This is a genomic window from Sphingomonas sp. ABOLH (assembly GCF_003951715.1).
Taxonomy (GTDB): Bacteria; Pseudomonadota; Alphaproteobacteria; order Sphingomonadales; family Sphingomonadaceae; genus Sphingomonas; species Sphingomonas hankookensis_A.
The window spans coordinates 88,265-103,043 of record NZ_QQWV01000011.1 but is presented as its reverse complement, the minus strand read 5'-3'; the positions used below and the strand labels follow the sequence as shown (position 1 = coordinate 103,043).

Sequence of the window (14,779 nt, the reverse complement as noted above, 5' to 3'; positions counted from 1 at the left end):
CGGCAGCGCGACCATCGCGGCAAGGCGCAGCAGCACCACCAGCCCCAAGCCCAGCGCGCCATAGCTGCCGATCCGGCTGTCCTTCATGATCGTCAACGCGCGGTCGCCGCTCGCAACGCCGCCGAACGCGTCGCAGAAATCGGCGACCGCGTCCTCGTGAAACGCACCGGTCAGCAGCGCCTCGACCATCAACGCCACGATCGCAGCGATCATCGGCGGCCATAGCCCTTGCGCCAGCACGAAGGTCACGCCGGTCGCCGCGCCGATCAGCGACCCGACCGGCGGCAGCCACGCCATCGCCCGCGCCAATCCGACGCCCGCCTGTTCCGCCGTCAGCCGCGCCAGCCACGGCACCGGCAACCGGGTCAGAAACTGCACCGCCAGCAGCGGCGGCGCCCAACGCGGGCACTCAGTCGGCACGATCCGCCCCGATCTGGTCGAGCCGTACGACATCGTTCAACAACGCCGCCGCCGCGTCGAGCAGCGGCAGGGCCACGAGCGCTCCGCTCCCCTCGCCCAGCCGCATCTCCCAGTCGAGCACCGGCGTCAGCCCGAGCGCCGCCAGCGCCGCGCCATGGCCGGGTTCGGCGGAGCGATGCCCGGCGATCATCGCCCTGACGCTGCCGGGGACGAGCCGTTCGGCGATAAGCGCGGCGGCGGTCGCGACATAGCCATCGAGCAGCAGCGTCGCCCCGCGCCGCGCGCCGGTCGCGTAGAAACCGGCCATCGCCACGATCTCATAGCCGGCGACCGACGCGATAGCCTCGCGCAGATCGCCAACCCCCGCCGCCCTTGCCACGGCGGATGCGACGATGCGACGCTTGGTCGCCAGCACGGCATCGTCCGCCCCCGCACCGCGCCCGACCGCAGCATCGGGATCCAGAGCGGTCAGCAACGCCGTCAGGCAGGCGGCCGGCGTCGTGTTGCCGATGCCCATTTCGCCCGCGATCAACAGTGTGACCCCCGCATCGATCGCCGCATCCGCCTCCGCCGCCCCGACCGCCCACCCCGCGTCGAACTGCGCGACGGACAGCGCCGGTCCGGTGCCAAGCGGCGCGCTACCATCGCCGATACGCGCGTCGCGGAAGAAGTCGGGACCGGCAACGCGCGGCCCCATCATCCCGACATCGACCAGCCGCAACGCGCAGTCGGCGGCAGCGGCCAGCGCGTTGCTGGTCGCGCGTCCCGACAAGATGGTCGCCACCATCATCTGCGTTACCTCGGACGGCCAGGCGGACACCCCCTCACCGGCACAGCCATGGTCGCCGGCGAACAGCACGATGCGGCGCGGTGCGGTGCGCGCATCGATCCGTCCCTGGGTCAGCGCCAGTTCGGTTGCCAGCGCCTCCAGCCGCCCCATCGCCCCGCGCGGCTTGGCGAGCGCGTCCAGATGCGCGCGAATCTCGTCGATCATAGGGCCTCCCCGGCAATGTCCAGCAATGCGTCGATATCGAGCGCGGTTTCCAGCGCCCGCGCCACCCCGTCGAGCGCGGCATCGATGGCGTCGCGCCGGTCGAGCGGGTCGCTGCGCGCGCCGATCCGCGCGAGCAGGCCGGCCCGCGCGGCGGGCGCATCGAACAGGCCATGAACGTAGCAACCGGCAATCTGCCCGTCGCGCGCGACCGCGCCATCGGGCGTGCCATCGGCGAAATGCAGCAGCGGCGGCGTACCCGGTGCGACGGTCGTCACGCCGGCATGAATTTCATAGCCGGCAAAGGCCGCTCCGTCCGCCAGCGTGCCGGTGACCGGCCGCGTCGTCTTGGCGCCCGCGATCACCGTATCGATCGGCAGCAGCCCCAGCCCGGCGACCTGTCCCGCCGGTCCCTCGATCCCGTCCGGATCGGCGATGCCGGTGCCGAGCATCTGGTATCCGCCGCAGATACCCATCACCTGCCCGCCACGCCGGACATGGGCGGCAAGGTCGATATCCCAGCCCTGTTCGCGCAGGAAAGCGAGGTCCGCGATCGTCGCCTTCGTCCCCGGCAGGATCACCAGGGACGCATCGCCCGGCAACGGCCGGCCCGGCGGGATCATCCGCAACCGCACCGCCGGATCATGGGCAAGGGCATCGAAATCGTCGAAATTGGCGATGCGCGACAGCATCGGCACCGCGATCAGCGGCCCGTCGCCCGCTTCGCCCCCACGTCCCAGCGCCACCGCATCCTCGGCCGGCAGGCGCGCGGCATCGGGCAGCCATGGCACCAGCCCGATATCGCGCCAGCCGGTACGCGCCACGATCTCCGCCCTGCCATCCTCGAACAGCGCCGGATCGCCCCGGAACTTGTTGACCACAAATCCGCGGATCATCGCCGCATCGGCCCGATCGATCACCGCCTGCGTGCCGACCAGCGCCGCAATTACCCCGCCGCGATCGATATCGCCCGCCAGCACCACCGGCACTCCGGCAGCCCGCGCAAAGCCCATATTGGCGATATCGCCCGCGCGCAGATTGATCTCGGCGGGCGATCCCGCACCCTCGACCACCACGATATCCGCCTCGCCGGACAGGCGGCGATAGGCCGCCAGCACCTCGGCCAGCAATTCGGGTCGCCGCCGCCGATAGTCGCCCGCCGCCATCACCCCGGCCACGCGTCCGCCAACCACCAGCTGCGACGTGCGGTCGCTTTGCGGCTTCAGCAGCACCGGGTTCATGTCGGTCGTCGGCGGCACGCGGCACGCCATCGCCTGCAACGCCTGCGCCCGACCGATCTCACCACCATCCGCACAAACGGCGGCGTTGTTCGACATGTTCTGCGCCTTGAACGGGCGCACCCGCAACCCCCGGTCGGTCAGCAGCCGGCACAGCCCGGCGACCAGCACCGACTTGCCGACATCCGATCCGGTCCCCTGGAGCATCACCGCGCCCAAGCGACGATCCCGACCAGCATCCACAGCAACAGGCAGGCGGTGCGATAGATGCCAAGCGCCCGCGTCAGGTCGGCCGCATGCGGCGGCGGCCCATCGCCCAGCACCGCGCGTTGCGCCGGCTCGCCGTCATAGCTGACCGCCCCGCCCAACCGCCGTCCCAGCGCGCCGGCCATTGCCGCCTCCGGCCAACCGCCATTGGGTGAGGCATGGCGGGGGGCGTCGCGCCGCATCTCCCGCCAGCCACCGTGTCCGGCCAGCGCGATCAGCGCGCCTGCAACCCGTGCGGGCACAAAATTGACGACATCGTCGGCCCGCGCCGCCGCCCATCCGAACGCGCGCAGCTCGGGCGTGCGATGCCCGACCATCGAGTCCGCCGTATTGATCCCCTTCACCGCGAACAGCCCCGGCAGCCCGAACAGCAACAGGCCCAGCGCCGGTGCGACCACGCCATCGCAGAAACTTTCCGCAAGGCTCTCGATCGCCGCCGTCGCGACGCCTGCCTCGTCCAGCGTGGCGGTATCGCGCCCGACGATCATCGCCACCGCCTGCCGTGCCGCGCCCAGATCGCCCGCCGCCAACGGCCGCGCCACCGCCGCGACATGATCGTGCAGGCTGCGCTGGGCGAGACCGGTCGTCGCGACCGCCACGCTGACGATCGTCCCCAGCCGCTCGATCGCCGATCCCAGTAGGACCGACAACCCGACGAGCAATACGACCAGCGCAATCCCCTCGGCACGACGCCGCCGGTTCCAGCGCCGCTCGAACGAATCGATCAGCGCGCCGACGCCCATGACCGGATGCCACCAGCGCCGCGGATAGCCGAGCGCCGCCTCGACGATCAGCGCCGCCAGCGCGATCACCGCGCGACCGGAAATATGTAGCGATGCCCCTGCGGCGTGCGGCCGATCTCGACATCGATGCCATAGGCTTCGGCGATGGCCGGCGCGGTCAGCACCGCATCCGCCTCCCCCGCCGCAACGATCCGCCCGTCCTTCAACAGCACCGCGTCGTCCGCCACCCGCGCCGCCAGATGCAGGTCGTGCAGCACCAGCACCACGCCGCGCCCGCCCGCCGCCACCCCGCGCAACCGCGCCAGCACGTCCAGCTGGTGCGCGGGGTCGAGGCTGGCAAGCGGTTCGTCCGCCAGCAGCCAGTCGGGTTCTCCCGCCAGCACCCGCGCCAGCAGCGCCCGCCCCCGCTCGCCCCCCGACAGCCGCTCGACGCCCCGATCAGCGAGGTCGGTCATGTCGGTCGCCGCCAGCGCCGCCTTCACCGCATCGCGATCGGCCTGCGTCTCGCCCCAGCGCCCGCGATGCGCGAACCGCCCGAGGCCCACCAGGGTACGCACGTCGATGTCCCAGTGCACATCGGCCGCTTGCGGCAACAGCCCGATCGCTTGCGCCCGCGCGCGCCGGTCGATCGCTTGCACATCCTCGCCGCCCAGCCGTGCCGCACCCGCATCCGGACGGCGCAGCGCGGCGAGGCAGGCGAGCAGGCTCGACTTCCCCGCGCCGTTCGCCCCCAGCAGCGCGGTCACCCGCCCCTGCCGGAACGCGAACGACACCTGATCGAGCACGCGGTTGCTGCCCAATGTCAGCGAAATCGCATCGGCCACCAGATCGGTCATGCCAGCCTCCGCCGCATCGCGATCAACAGGTACAGGAAGAACGGCCCGCCCAGCATCGACATGGCGATACCGAGCCGCAGTTCGCTGACGGTCGGGGCCAGCCGCACGAGGCTGTCGGCAAAGGTCAGCAACACCGCCCCGGCAAGCGCGGAGGGCAGCAGGATCGCCGAGGGCCGGTTGCCCGCCAGCGGCCGGACGAGATGCGGCACGATCAGCCCGACGAACCCGATGATGCCCGCCGACGCCACCGACGCCCCGACGGTCAACGCGACGCCGAGGATGACCAGCCGTTGCAGCCGCGCCGGATCGACACCCATCGATCGTGCCGCCGCCTCGCCCAGCGTCAGCGCGTCGAGCGACCGCGCGGTCATCGCCAGCACCCCCATGCCCAGCGCGATCAGCGGTGCGGCAACCACCACATCGTCCCAGCTGCGGTCGGTCAGCGCGCCCAGCAGCCACGTCACGATCGACGACGATACGAACGGCGTCGGCGCAAGGCTGATCGCGAGCGACGTCAGCGACCCGGTAATGCTGGTGAGGATCATGCCGCCCAGCGTGAACAGGATCAGGCTGCCCGACCGTCCGGCGATCAGCGCCAGCAACGTCATCGTCACGCCAGCGCCGACCAGCGCGAAGCCCGGCAGCAGCCACATCTGCGCGGCATAGCCGAAATACAGCGCCAGCACCGCGCCGAACGCCGCGCCCGACGACACGCCGAACAGTCCCGGATCGGCCAGCGGATTGCGCAGATAGCCCTGCATCACCGCCCCCGACAGGCCGAGCGCCGCCCCGACCAGCAACGCCAGCACGGTGCGCGGCAGGCGCAACTCCACGATGATGATCGAGCGCGGATCGTCGGCGGTCCACGCGTCGAGCGGCACCCACACCTTGCCCGCCGCTACCGACAGCGCGACGGCGATCAGCAGCAGGACGATCAGGCCGAGGGTCAATCGCTTCATGACGTGACTGCCCCGCGCACCTGCCGCAACCGCGCCATCGCCGCGATGATCGTCGGCCCGCCGCAATTCATCAGCCGCGTCGGATAGGGGGCGACTTTGATATGCTGCGCCAGCCGCCGCACCGCCGGATGACCGGTCATCCGGTCGTCCTGCACGCCCGCCGGCGCGGTCGACAGCAGCACGCGCGGCGGGTTGGCGACGAGATATTCGAGCGGCAGCACGTCCCATTGCTTGAGGCCATAGGCCGCGCTCATGTTGCGGAAACCGGCACGCTTGAGCAGGTCGTCGGTCAGCGTGCCCGCCCCGGGCACCAGTCCGTTCCCCTGCCACACCAGCGCGCCGACCGGCGCCACCCGCGCCGGGGTCGCGGCGGCTGCGATCCGTGCCGCCAGCGCTTCGCCCCGCGCCGCATGGCCGGTCGCGGCGGCGATGGCGCGGACTTGCTCCATGCTTTCCGGCACCGATTCCGCCACCGGATATTGCACCAGCGCGATCTTCAGCCGCTTGAGCGCAGCGATCGTCGCAGGTTCGACATGGGGGCCGGCAAGGACGATGTCGGGCCGCAGCGCGACGACCTCTTCCGCCGTGCCCGACGTCGCCTTGAACCGGTTCGACCAGCTAAGCGGCACCGAGGTTGCGCGGATATCCTGCGAATAATGGCTGATACCGACGATCTGCGCCGGATCGGCGACACGGGCCAGCACCGCATCGACGCACGGATTGATCGACACCACGCGGGGAAGGCGCGGCGCCGCCGACACCAGCCCCGGCGCGGCCAGCAGCAAGGCAGCGAGGCGGATCAATATTCGACGCCCTTCTGCGCCTTGAACCCGGCATGATAGGGGTGCTTCACCTCGCCGAATTCGGTGACGAGGTCGGCCAGTTCGAGCAGTTCGGGCTTCGCATTGCGGCCGGTGATGCAGATATGCTTGGTCAGCGGCCGGTCCTTCAGGAACGCGACGATTTCGGCGATCGGCAGGGTGTCGTCGCGCAGCACGATGTTCAACTCGTCGAGGATCACGAAGTCGATCGCGGGGTCGAGGATCATCTCTTTCGAGCGTTCCCATGCGGCGCGGGCGGCGGCGATGTCCTGCGCGCGGTCCTGCGTTTCCCAGGTGAAGCCCTCGCCCATCACCTCGAAGCTCGCCAGGTCGGGATGCGCGTCGAAGAAGTTGCGCTCGCCCGTCTCCCACTTGCCCTTCACATATTGCAGGATCGCGACCTTCATCCCCCATCCGATGCTGCGGATTGCCATGCCGAACGCGCTGGACGACTTGCCCTTGCCGTTGCCGGTATGGACGATCAGCAGCCCGCGTTCGAGCGTGCGGCGCGCCTGCATCTTTTCGCGCGCCACCGCCATGCGCTGCATCCGCGCATTGTGCTTCGCATAATCGTCGGGGGTCTCGGTCATCGAACATACTCCGCAAGGGCGGTGGTCAGACGGGCCAGCGCCGCGCCATCGGGCGGCAGGCCGATGCGCAACCGATCCGCCCGGTCGGCGAACGGGCGGGTCAGGATGGCATGGTTGCACAGGTGACGAAACAGCGCATGGGCGTCGGCCGTGCCGATCAGCCGGAACAGCGGCGCGGTCCCGACAAGCTCGAAGCGCGACAGGGCGAAGTCGAGCAGCGCGCCGACCGTCTCGATCCGCTCGACCTGCCCCTCACGCCATGCCGTGTCGCGATAGGCAGCGGTGCCGACCGCAATCGCGGGCGTCGACACCGGCCAGTCGCCCAGCAAATGCCGAAGCGCGCCGGTGACGCGGGGTCCGGCGATGACGAAGCCCAGCCGCACGCCGGGCAGGCCATAGAATTTGCCGAACGACCGCAGCACGACCAGCCGGTCGGATGCCTCACCGCACAGACCGGGCGCGGGGTCGGCATAGGCTTCGTCGACGACCACCGTCATCCGCTGCGCCAATGCCCGCAGCGTCGCGGCCGGCGTCACGCGTCCGTCGGGATTGGCGGGCGACGCCAGCACCAGCAGATCGGCATCGCCCGGATCGGCGAACGCCGCGACACATCGCGCCTCACCCCATGCGGCAAGATGCCCGGCATAGCCCGGCCGCACCACCGCCGGCCGCTCGGCTGCCAGCACCACCGCCAGCAGCCGCAGCGCAAGGTCGGTGCCCGGCACCGCCACCACCTGCGCCGGATCGACGACGTCGAACGCCTGCGCCGCCGCCGCCTCCAGCGCCGCCAGTTCGCCCGGCTCGGGCAGCCGGGTCAGCCCCGGATCGAGGCTGTCGACCGGATAGGCCCAGGGCGCGATCCCGGTCGACAGGTCGATCCAGTCGTCCCCGCCGAACGCACGCGCAGCAGCGGCGACCCGGCCGCCATGCGCGCAGAATTCGGCGAGGCTTTCCATCAGTAACGGACCCGCACGCCGCCATAGGCGGCACGGCCCGGCGTGCCATACTGGAAGATGGTCTGATAGCGTTCGTCGAACAGATTCTCGACCCGGCCATAGACCTCGACCCGCTCCGTGATCGGCAACGCCGCGCGCAGGTCGGTCAGGACATAGCCGTCCAGCCGGCGGGTGTTCGACGCATTGTCGAAACTGTCGCCGACCATGGTGACGGTCGCCCCGGTCGACAGGCCGAACGCCCAGCGATAGTCCGCATTGACGGTCAGGCTGTCCGCCGGGCGCCGCTGCAGCTTGCGCCCGAAATTGGCAGTCCCGGCCGAGCGGTTCTGCGCATCCAGATAGGTATAGGCGGCGGCGACGGTGAACGCCTCGACGGGTTTCAGCTTCAGCGCGAATTCCAGCCCCTTCGCCTCGGCGCGCTGGATATTGTCATAGGTGCCGAACGGCCGCCCGGCGCAGATGCCGGTGCCGTTGGCGGGGCAGGAGATGAACGCGATCAGGTCCTTCGACGTGCGGTCGAACCAGGTCGCGCTCGCCTCGACAGCACCGTCCAGCCCACGCTGGGTGATGCCGGCGTCCCAGCCGTGCGAGCGTTCCGGGGTCAGCAGCGCGTTGCCGTATTCGCTCTGCAGCTGGTACAACGTCGGCGCCTTGAACCCTTCCGAATAGCTGGCGCGTAGCAGCGTATTGCCGCCGTTCGGCGACCAGACACCGCTGCCCGAAAACACCGTCGCTCCGCCGAACACATTATGATCGTCATGGCGCACGCCCCCGGTCAGCGTGAGGTTTTCGATCGGCGTCACCGCCAGCTGGCCATAGACCCCGAAGAGGCGCGCACGACCGGTCGTCGCCGGCCCGCCGAAGCTCGCCGTGGTGAAGCGCGACACTTCACGTTCCACGCCGAAGGTCGCGAAGACGGCGTCGGTGACGTCGAACGATCCCTGATAGTCGATCCGGTCGTTGCGCCCTTTGCCCCGGAAGGTTTCGGTCGGCGTGCCGTCGGGATCGGTGTTGGTGCGGTTGCTCGACGTATGGGCATAGCCGATGCGGTTGCGGAACCGCCCGTCGAACAGCGCGGCGTTCAGCCCGGTATAGCCGGTCCATTGCTCCGCGTTCCCGACCTCGCGGGTATCGCCGAAGCTGAACGTGGGCGCCGGAAAGCCGTCGATCTCGGTCCGGCCGTTCGAATAGAAGCCGCGCACATCGACCGAGACATTGTCGGCCAGCGCCACCGCGACGCTGCCGTTCGCGCCATAGTTGCGATAGCCGTCCTTTTCGCGTCCCGGCGCATAGGCCGAAATGCCGTCGGTGGTAAAGAACCCGCCGCCCAGGCTTGCCGATACCGCCCCCGACTTGCCCGACACGTTGGCAAAGGCCTGCCCGGTGCCGAACGATCCACCTTCCGCGCGGGCGTTGATCGCCAGTTCTTCGGTCGGCTGCCGGGTAATCAGGTTGACGACGCCGCCGATCGCCTGGCTGCCCCACAACACCGACTGCGCACCGCGCAGCACTTCGATGCGAGCGATGTTGCCGATCAGCAGATTGCCGAAGTTGAAGCCGCCGCCGGGCGACGACGGGTCGTTGAGCTTCACGCCATCGATCAGCGCGACGGTCTGATCGCTGTCGGCGCCGCGGATGTTGACGCTGGTCGTCGTGCCGATGCCGCCATTGCGGGTGACGGTGACGCCGGGCGTCTGGCGCAGCAGGTCGGACACGACCACCGCCTGCCGGGTTTCGATGGTCGCGGTGTCGAGCACGGTGACCGCCTGCCCCACGGTATCGACCGGGCGTGCCTCGCGGTTCGCGGTGACGACGATCTCGTCATCGCCGTCCGCCACGCGTTCGAGGCCGGTGGTCGACTGGGCGCTCTGCGCGAAACTCGGGGTCGCTGCCAACAGGCAGGGCAGCAACAGGAAACGGGTCTTCATTCGGGTAATCCCCCTTGGCATCAAACAAGGGGACGCGCGGCGCGGGCGCCGGAACAGGCTGTTCTCCGCACGCACGACCCCCAAACGACGTCGTCACGCGAGGAAACCCTCGATCGCCCGGCACACCCCGTCCGCGCGAAGGACAACCGCGACGGGCAGGTCTCCTGGCTCGCGGGTCATCGCCTTGCCCGGCCTTCCCGGACCTTGGGTCCAGTGGCACACGGGGGAGCAAGGCTCGCCGGTCACAGTTGCGGGGGCAGCCCCGGATGGCGCGTCGCAAACGCGCTTCCGGGTTCCCTTTTCATCCCATTTCTGGGAACCTGTCGCATCCGCGCCCTTAGAGCGCATCGGGGCACAGGACAAGATGGCGACGACAACCCTGTTCGTGGGCGGCGCGCGCTCGGGCAAGAGCCGGCTGGCGCAGACGACGATGGAAGCGCTGCCGAGACCATGGACCTATCTCGCCACGGCGGAGGCGTGGGACGCGGAGATGGCCGACCGCATCACCCGCCACCGCGCGGATCGCGGACCCGGCTGGCGCACGGTCGAATGTCCGCTCGACCTGCCGCAGGCGATTGGTGCGGCTACGGGGCCGGTGCTCGTCGATTGCCTGACCTTGTGGCTGACCAATGTGATGCTGGGCGGGCATGACGTCGCGCGGCATAGCGCCGAGCTGATCGCGGCGATCGGCGCGGCGCGGCACCCGCTGATGCTGGTCAGCAACGAAGTGGGCCTGGGCATCGTGCCCGACCATCCGCTGGGCCGCGCGTTTCGCGACGAGGCGGGGCGGCTCAACCAGGCGGTGGCGGCGGCGGTCGACCGATGCTGGTTCGTGGTGGCGGGGATGGTGCTACCGCTCGCCTCCTTCTCCCCCGAAAACTGATCGTACCCCCGCGCAGGCGGGGGTCCAGAGCCAATAGCGCGCCGCCCGGTTACCCTGGATCCCCGCCTGCGCGGGGATACGTCATTGTTCCTTCACGACATTCCGCAACGGCGTCCACGCCACTTCGTACCGCGCATTATCCACCGGCCCGCTCGGCGCACGACCGTCGAACATGTTGTGGAGATACTGCATCCCCTGCCACGCCGGAAACACCTGGTCGCGCGCCGGGAACAGCCGTCGCGTCACCCCGATCATCCGCTCCAGCGCGCCGAGCGACCCGGCGCGCAACAGGCCATAGGGCTTGCCCGTCACCTCCCCCATCAACGCCGCCAGATCGCGCGCGCTGACCTCGGCGCCGGCGATCTGCAGGTTGCGCGGCGCGGCGGGGTCGAGTGCGGCGGCGGCGGTATAGGCCGCCACATCGTCCTTGGTCGTCAGCGCGAACTTCACGTCCGCGTCGCCCCAGTACAGCACGCGCCGCACCCGCCGCTGGATCAACGGCATCTGCCCGTTCAGCATGTCCGCGAACGCGCCGTTGAAGATCGACGTGGCCAGGATCGGCGCGGTGTCGATCCGCGTACGGAACGCGCGACGCAGGTCGAAATTGCGGTTCTTGCCGGTCGGCAACGCGCGATAGTCGATCGAAAAGTCCGACGGGATGAACCGCGCCGCCCCACCGCCCAGCGCCGCGTCGAGCAGCTTCGTCTGGGTATCGAGGATCGTCTCGCCCAGCCCGTTCAGCGCCGACACGACGCACACCACCCCGCGACAGGCATGGGCCAGCGCCTGCGCATCGTCGAAATCCACGGGGCAGGGATCGGCGCCGATGCTCGCCAGCGCGGCGATCCGGCCGGCCGCGGTGCTGGGGCGGACCAGCGCACGCACCTTCGCCCCGCGCGCGACCGCGGCTTTCGCGATCCGCCCGCCCAAATCGCCGGTCGCGCCCGCGACGATGATCGTGTCCATGTTCGTCCCCGTTGCCCTGTCACCGGCGAACTGCCGAGCCTGTCGTGCGTTCCCGCTGACCGTAACGCAAGAGGGTGGCCATATGACCGAAGCGATCGCCGGGCCGCGCTGTCCGATCTGCGGCAACGACCGCTGGCACGACCGCGCGCTGCCGGAATGCACCCATTGCGGTCTGGTGGTCGCCACTCTCGCTTTCGACGCCGCGACGCTACGCGACGCTATCGCCGAAAGCCTGCGCGATGGCACACCGGAACGGGGCTTCGCGCTCGCCCCCCATGCCCGGCGCAACGCCGCCTGGGCGCTCGGACTGGTCGACGGCGAACCCGCCACGCCATGTCCGCATGCCGTAACGCTCGGCATGATCGCCCGCGCGAGGGAAGCGGATGCGACCGCCGCGATGCTGACGGATTTGCGGCCGCATTTTCCCCGCCCGATCGTCCTGCTCGACGGCACGCCGGACGATGCGGCATCGCTCGCGCAGGCGGTGCCGTGGGCGCAGGTCCACGCCCATCCGCTGAACGGCGACTTCGCGGCACAGCGCAACCGGGTGCAGGCGCTGGCGGACGGCTGGGTGCTACAACTCGACAGCGACGAGACGCCCGATGCTGCGCTGCTGGCCGCGCTCGGCTGGTTGACAGAAGCGGCGGATCGGGACGGGCTGTGGGCGCTGGGGCTGCCGCGCCGCAACTTGGTCGATGGCGCGCAATCCGCGCTGTGGCCCGACATCCAATATCGCCTGACCCGCGCGCACATCCGCTTCGCCGGCACCGTGCACGAACGCCCGGTCGTGCCGTTCGAACGCACGTCGCTGGCGCTGGCCGGGGCGATCGACCATCACCTCGTCCGCGCCCGCGTGATCGAACGCTCGCGGGTCTATGAGGCCATGTCGGCCGGCGCCGGACGCCCCGGCGACGAAGCCGCGCTGCTGCGCCCGTTCACCGCCGCGACATAAGCGGCGGTCGTCTCCCCGGCCAAGCCGGCGCGGGTGAAGCGTCCCGCCGCCACCCGCGCCGCGGTCGATAACGCCTGCCGCAGATCGTCGTCGCGCAGCATCCGCCGCAAGATCGCGCCCAGCGCGTCCGCGGTGCAGTCGTCTGCCAGCAACCCCGCGCCGCTGCCGCCGACGAACAGCCGCGCACTCGGGTCTTCGCCACATGCCGCGATCGGCCGGCCAAAGGTCATCGCCTCCTGATAGACCAGCCCGAAACTCTCGTAGCGCGACGGCGCGACGACGATATCGGCCCCGGCAAGCGACGCATGCAGCATGTCGTCCTCGACCCGGTGATAGCTGTCGATCCGTTTGAGCGCCGCCGGCGGTAACCGATCGAGTTCCTGCCGGTGCAGCCCGATCATCGTCAGCCGGAAGTCGGGCAGCGTGCCGGCATCCGCCTCCGCCGCCAGTGCCGGCAGCGCGCCGATCAGCGCATCGGTCCCCTTGCGCGGTTCGTTGCGCCCGACGAACAACAGCCGCAGCACGTCGTTGCCCGGCGGATAGGGCGCCGCCCGCCCCGCATCGACGATCGCCGGCGGCAGGCTGAGGCCGATCACCGCATGGCCCGGCCCCGGCGGCTGCGTGCCATAGAGTGCGGCGACCTTGGCACCATGCGCCTCGGTATTGGAGATCAGCCCCGCCGACGCCCGCGCCGACAATGCCTCCAGCGTCACCGCCGCCCAGCGGTCGATCCGGTCGCGCAGCGTCCGTGGCTTCGCCGCGCTGGTCGCGACCGGCGTCGAATTGCGCGTCACCAGCGGTGCCGGCCCGGTCAGCGCGACCCACAGGCCCGGCGCATACCAGTTGGTCGCCTCGATCACGTCGAACGGCCGCTCGGCATGGAGCCGCCGCACCGTCCGCGCGACCATCGCCGGGCCGCAGAGATGGCCGATGCCGGGCCAGCGCCGCAGCCGGGCGAACCACCCGTCCTCGGCCGCACCGATCACTTCCACGCCATCGCTGCTGCTGCGGCCCGTCCGGTCCATCGTGACGACGCGCACGTCATGCCCCGCTTCGGCCAGCGCATGGGCGATTTCGCACGCGGCGCGCGACAGGCCGCTCTTTTCGGGCGGATAGGCCCAGGTCAGCAGCCCGATCCTCATGCGCCCGCTCCCGATGCGAGGGCGATCCGTTGCCGGTAGAGCGTCACATAATCCTCCGCCATGCGTGTCGCGGTGAAGCGTTCCTCGAACCGTGCGCGCACCCGCGCCCGGTCGATCGTGTCGATCTTCGCCAGCGCGGCGACCGCCTCTTCCTCCGTCTTCACGATGAAGCCGGTCACGCCTGGCTCGACCACCTCGCGCACGCTGCCGCGATCCCACGCGATCACCGGCGTCCCGCAGGCCATCGCCTCGATCATCACCAGCCCGAACGGTTCGGGCCAGTCGATCGGGAAGAGCAGCGCCGCCGCCTCGCCCAGCAGCGCCTGTTTCGCGCGGTCGTCGACCTCGCCGACATGGATCGCATCGTCGCCCAGCAGCGGCGCGACCCGCTCCTCGAAATAACGCGGATTGCCGACATCGATCCCGCCTGCCAGCCGGATCGGCCGCCCGGCGGCGCGGGCCACGCGGATCGCGACGTCGGGCCGCTTCTGGTCGGTCATCCGGCCGATAAAGGCGACGCCTTCCCCGCCCTGTCCGGCCACGAACCGCTCGGCCGGGATGCCGTGATGCACCACCCCGGCGCGGTTCGCGCGCGGCAAGTCGCGCGCCTGCGCCTGCGAAATCGCCGCAACCGGCAATTCGGGAAAGCTGTGGAAGAATAACTTGCGGTCCAGCTCGTCGAGCCGCCAGTGCACTGTCGTCAGGCTGCGCCCGATCCGGTCGCCCAGCACCGCGGCATGGGCGAATTCGCCATGGCAATGGACAATGTCGAACTCGGTCAGATGTTGCGCCAGCAGCCCCAGCTGCGCCGCCTCCAGCGCGGCAGGAACGCCCGGTGCGACCGGGCCGTGATACGCCTCCAGCGCCGACAGGCTGGGATGCGCCGACAGGTGCCGCGCGGTGGTCACGCTGTCGCTGGGCGCGATCAGCGTCACGTCATGGCCCATCGCCATCAGCGCCTCGGTCAGGTCGGACACGACCCGTTCGGTGCCCCCGGTACCGCGCGGCGGCGTAGGGTAGATGACCGGGGCGATCTGCGCGATGCGAAGCGGGGATACCATCGCCCACCGGAACAAAGCCAAGCGGC

Annotated in this window: 15 protein-coding genes and 1 riboswitch; of the genes, 2 read left to right on the top strand and 13 right to left on the bottom strand. The window is 70.3% G+C overall.

Features of this window, described 5'->3' with window-relative positions; genetic code table 11:
* From CA237_RS07830 to CA237_RS07785, 10 genes are all read right to left on the bottom strand, one after another.
* Positions 1-420, bottom strand: a 420-nt coding sequence (locus CA237_RS07830; RefSeq protein ID WP_241215449.1) for an adenosylcobinamide-GDP ribazoletransferase, incomplete at its 3' end; no start/stop codon positions are given.
* A complete protein-coding gene (gene cobT / locus CA237_RS07825) occupies positions 410-1,414 on the bottom strand; it encodes a nicotinate-nucleotide--dimethylbenzimidazole phosphoribosyltransferase (RefSeq protein ID WP_126013623.1) in 1,005 nt (334 codons plus the stop codon). The genes cobT and CA237_RS07830, both read right to left, overlap by 11 nt.
* Positions 1,411-2,868, bottom strand: coding sequence for a cobyric acid synthase (locus tag CA237_RS07820; RefSeq protein ID WP_066691983.1), 1,458 nt, complete (start codon positions 2,866-2,868; stop codon positions 1,411-1,413). The genes cobT and CA237_RS07820 overlap by 4 nt, the downstream gene beginning before the upstream one ends.
* Entirely contained in the window at positions 2,856-3,725 is an 870-nt protein-coding gene (gene cbiB, locus CA237_RS07815; protein WP_066692763.1) for an adenosylcobinamide-phosphate synthase CbiB, read from the bottom strand. The genes CA237_RS07820 and cbiB overlap by 13 nt, the downstream gene beginning before the upstream one ends.
* Positions 3,725-4,495 carry an ABC transporter ATP-binding protein gene (locus CA237_RS07810; RefSeq protein ID WP_066691986.1) on the bottom strand — a complete coding sequence of 257 codons (771 nt, stop codon included), beginning with the start codon at positions 4,493-4,495 and terminating at the stop codon, positions 3,725-3,727. Before CA237_RS07810 ends, cbiB begins: the two co-directional genes overlap by 1 nt.
* Positions 4,492-5,454, bottom strand: coding sequence for an iron ABC transporter permease (locus tag CA237_RS07805; RefSeq protein ID WP_066691988.1), 963 nt, complete (start codon positions 5,452-5,454; stop codon positions 4,492-4,494). Before CA237_RS07805 ends, CA237_RS07810 begins: the two co-directional genes overlap by 4 nt.
* Positions 5,451-6,257 (bottom strand): helical backbone metal receptor, encoded by an 807-nt coding sequence (locus tag CA237_RS07800; RefSeq protein WP_066691990.1) that lies wholly within the window; start codon positions 6,255-6,257, stop codon positions 5,451-5,453. Before CA237_RS07800 ends, CA237_RS07805 begins: the two co-directional genes overlap by 4 nt.
* Complete coding sequence (gene cobO / locus CA237_RS07795; RefSeq protein ID WP_066691998.1) at positions 6,254-6,865, bottom strand: cob(I)yrinic acid a,c-diamide adenosyltransferase; 612 nt, start codon at positions 6,863-6,865, stop codon at positions 6,254-6,256. Before cobO ends, CA237_RS07800 begins: the two co-directional genes overlap by 4 nt.
* Positions 6,862-7,821, bottom strand: coding sequence for an aminotransferase class I/II-fold pyridoxal phosphate-dependent enzyme (locus CA237_RS07790; protein WP_066692001.1), 960 nt, complete (start codon positions 7,819-7,821; stop codon positions 6,862-6,864). Before CA237_RS07790 ends, cobO begins: the two co-directional genes overlap by 4 nt.
* On the bottom strand, positions 7,821-9,749 hold the full coding sequence (locus tag CA237_RS07785) for a TonB-dependent receptor (RefSeq protein ID WP_126013620.1): 1,929 nt from the start codon (positions 9,747-9,749) through the stop codon (positions 7,821-7,823). The genes CA237_RS07790 and CA237_RS07785 overlap by 1 nt, the downstream gene beginning before the upstream one ends.
* 136 nt (positions 9,750-9,885) lie before the next feature.
* A riboswitch (cobalamin riboswitch) is annotated at positions 9,886-10,088 on the bottom strand.
* A gap of 25 nt (positions 10,089-10,113) precedes the next feature.
* Between CA237_RS07785 and cobU the strand changes: the two genes are divergently transcribed.
* Positions 10,114-10,632: a bifunctional adenosylcobinamide kinase/adenosylcobinamide-phosphate guanylyltransferase gene (cobU, locus tag CA237_RS07780; RefSeq protein WP_066692007.1), complete on the top strand. Its 519-nt coding sequence runs from the start codon at positions 10,114-10,116 to the stop codon at positions 10,630-10,632.
* A gap of 81 nt (positions 10,633-10,713) precedes the next feature.
* On the opposite strand, the gene CA237_RS07775 is transcribed toward cobU, so the two are convergent.
* On the bottom strand, positions 10,714-11,598 hold the full coding sequence (locus CA237_RS07775; protein ID WP_066692009.1) for an NmrA family NAD(P)-binding protein: 885 nt from the start codon (positions 11,596-11,598) through the stop codon (positions 10,714-10,716).
* 82 nt (positions 11,599-11,680) lie between these two features.
* Between CA237_RS07775 and CA237_RS07770 the strand changes: the two genes are divergently transcribed.
* Positions 11,681-12,550: a hypothetical protein gene (locus tag CA237_RS07770; protein ID WP_066692011.1), complete on the top strand. Its 870-nt coding sequence runs from the start codon at positions 11,681-11,683 to the stop codon at positions 12,548-12,550.
* Here the strand turns inward: CA237_RS07770 and CA237_RS07765 are convergent.
* Both CA237_RS07765 and CA237_RS07760 read right to left on the bottom strand, forming a co-directional pair.
* Positions 12,472-13,692 (bottom strand): glycosyltransferase family 4 protein, encoded by a 1,221-nt coding sequence (locus CA237_RS07765; protein WP_084401684.1) that lies wholly within the window; start codon positions 13,690-13,692, stop codon positions 12,472-12,474. The genes CA237_RS07770 and CA237_RS07765 overlap by 79 nt on opposite strands.
* Complete coding sequence (locus CA237_RS07760; RefSeq protein WP_241215448.1) at positions 13,689-14,774, bottom strand: glycosyltransferase family 4 protein; 1,086 nt, start codon at positions 14,772-14,774, stop codon at positions 13,689-13,691. Before CA237_RS07760 ends, CA237_RS07765 begins: the two co-directional genes overlap by 4 nt.
* Positions 14,775-14,779 lie beyond the last annotated feature (5 nt).

What these genes read in the sequence shown, in the direction of transcription:
- cobU (WP_066692007.1), top strand. Translation starts at nt 10,114, where the DNA reads ATGGCGACGACAACCCTGTTCGTGGGCGGCGCGCGCTCGGGCAAGAGC.
- cobT (WP_126013623.1), bottom strand. Translation starts at nt 1,414, where the DNA reads ATGATCGACGAGATTCGCGCGCATCTGGACGCGCTCGCCAAGCCGCGC.
- CA237_RS07785 (WP_126013620.1), bottom strand. Translation starts at nt 9,749, where the DNA reads ATGAAGACCCGTTTCCTGTTGCTGCCCTGCCTGTTGGCAGCGACCCCG.
- CA237_RS07770 (WP_066692011.1), top strand. Translation starts at nt 11,681, where the DNA reads ATGACCGAAGCGATCGCCGGGCCGCGCTGTCCGATCTGCGGCAACGAC.
- CA237_RS07790 (WP_066692001.1), bottom strand. Translation starts at nt 7,821, where the DNA reads ATGGAAAGCCTCGCCGAATTCTGCGCGCATGGCGGCCGGGTCGCCGCT.
- CA237_RS07775 (WP_066692009.1), bottom strand. Translation starts at nt 11,598, where the DNA reads ATGGACACGATCATCGTCGCGGGCGCGACCGGCGATTTGGGCGGGCGG.
- CA237_RS07765 (WP_084401684.1), bottom strand. Translation starts at nt 13,692, where the DNA reads ATGAGGATCGGGCTGCTGACCTGGGCCTATCCGCCCGAAAAGAGCGGC.
- CA237_RS07805 (WP_066691988.1), bottom strand. Translation starts at nt 5,454, where the DNA reads ATGAAGCGATTGACCCTCGGCCTGATCGTCCTGCTGCTGATCGCCGTC.
- cobO (WP_066691998.1), bottom strand. Translation starts at nt 6,865, where the DNA reads ATGACCGAGACCCCCGACGATTATGCGAAGCACAATGCGCGGATGCAG.
- CA237_RS07810 (WP_066691986.1), bottom strand. Translation starts at nt 4,495, where the DNA reads ATGACCGATCTGGTGGCCGATGCGATTTCGCTGACATTGGGCAGCAAC.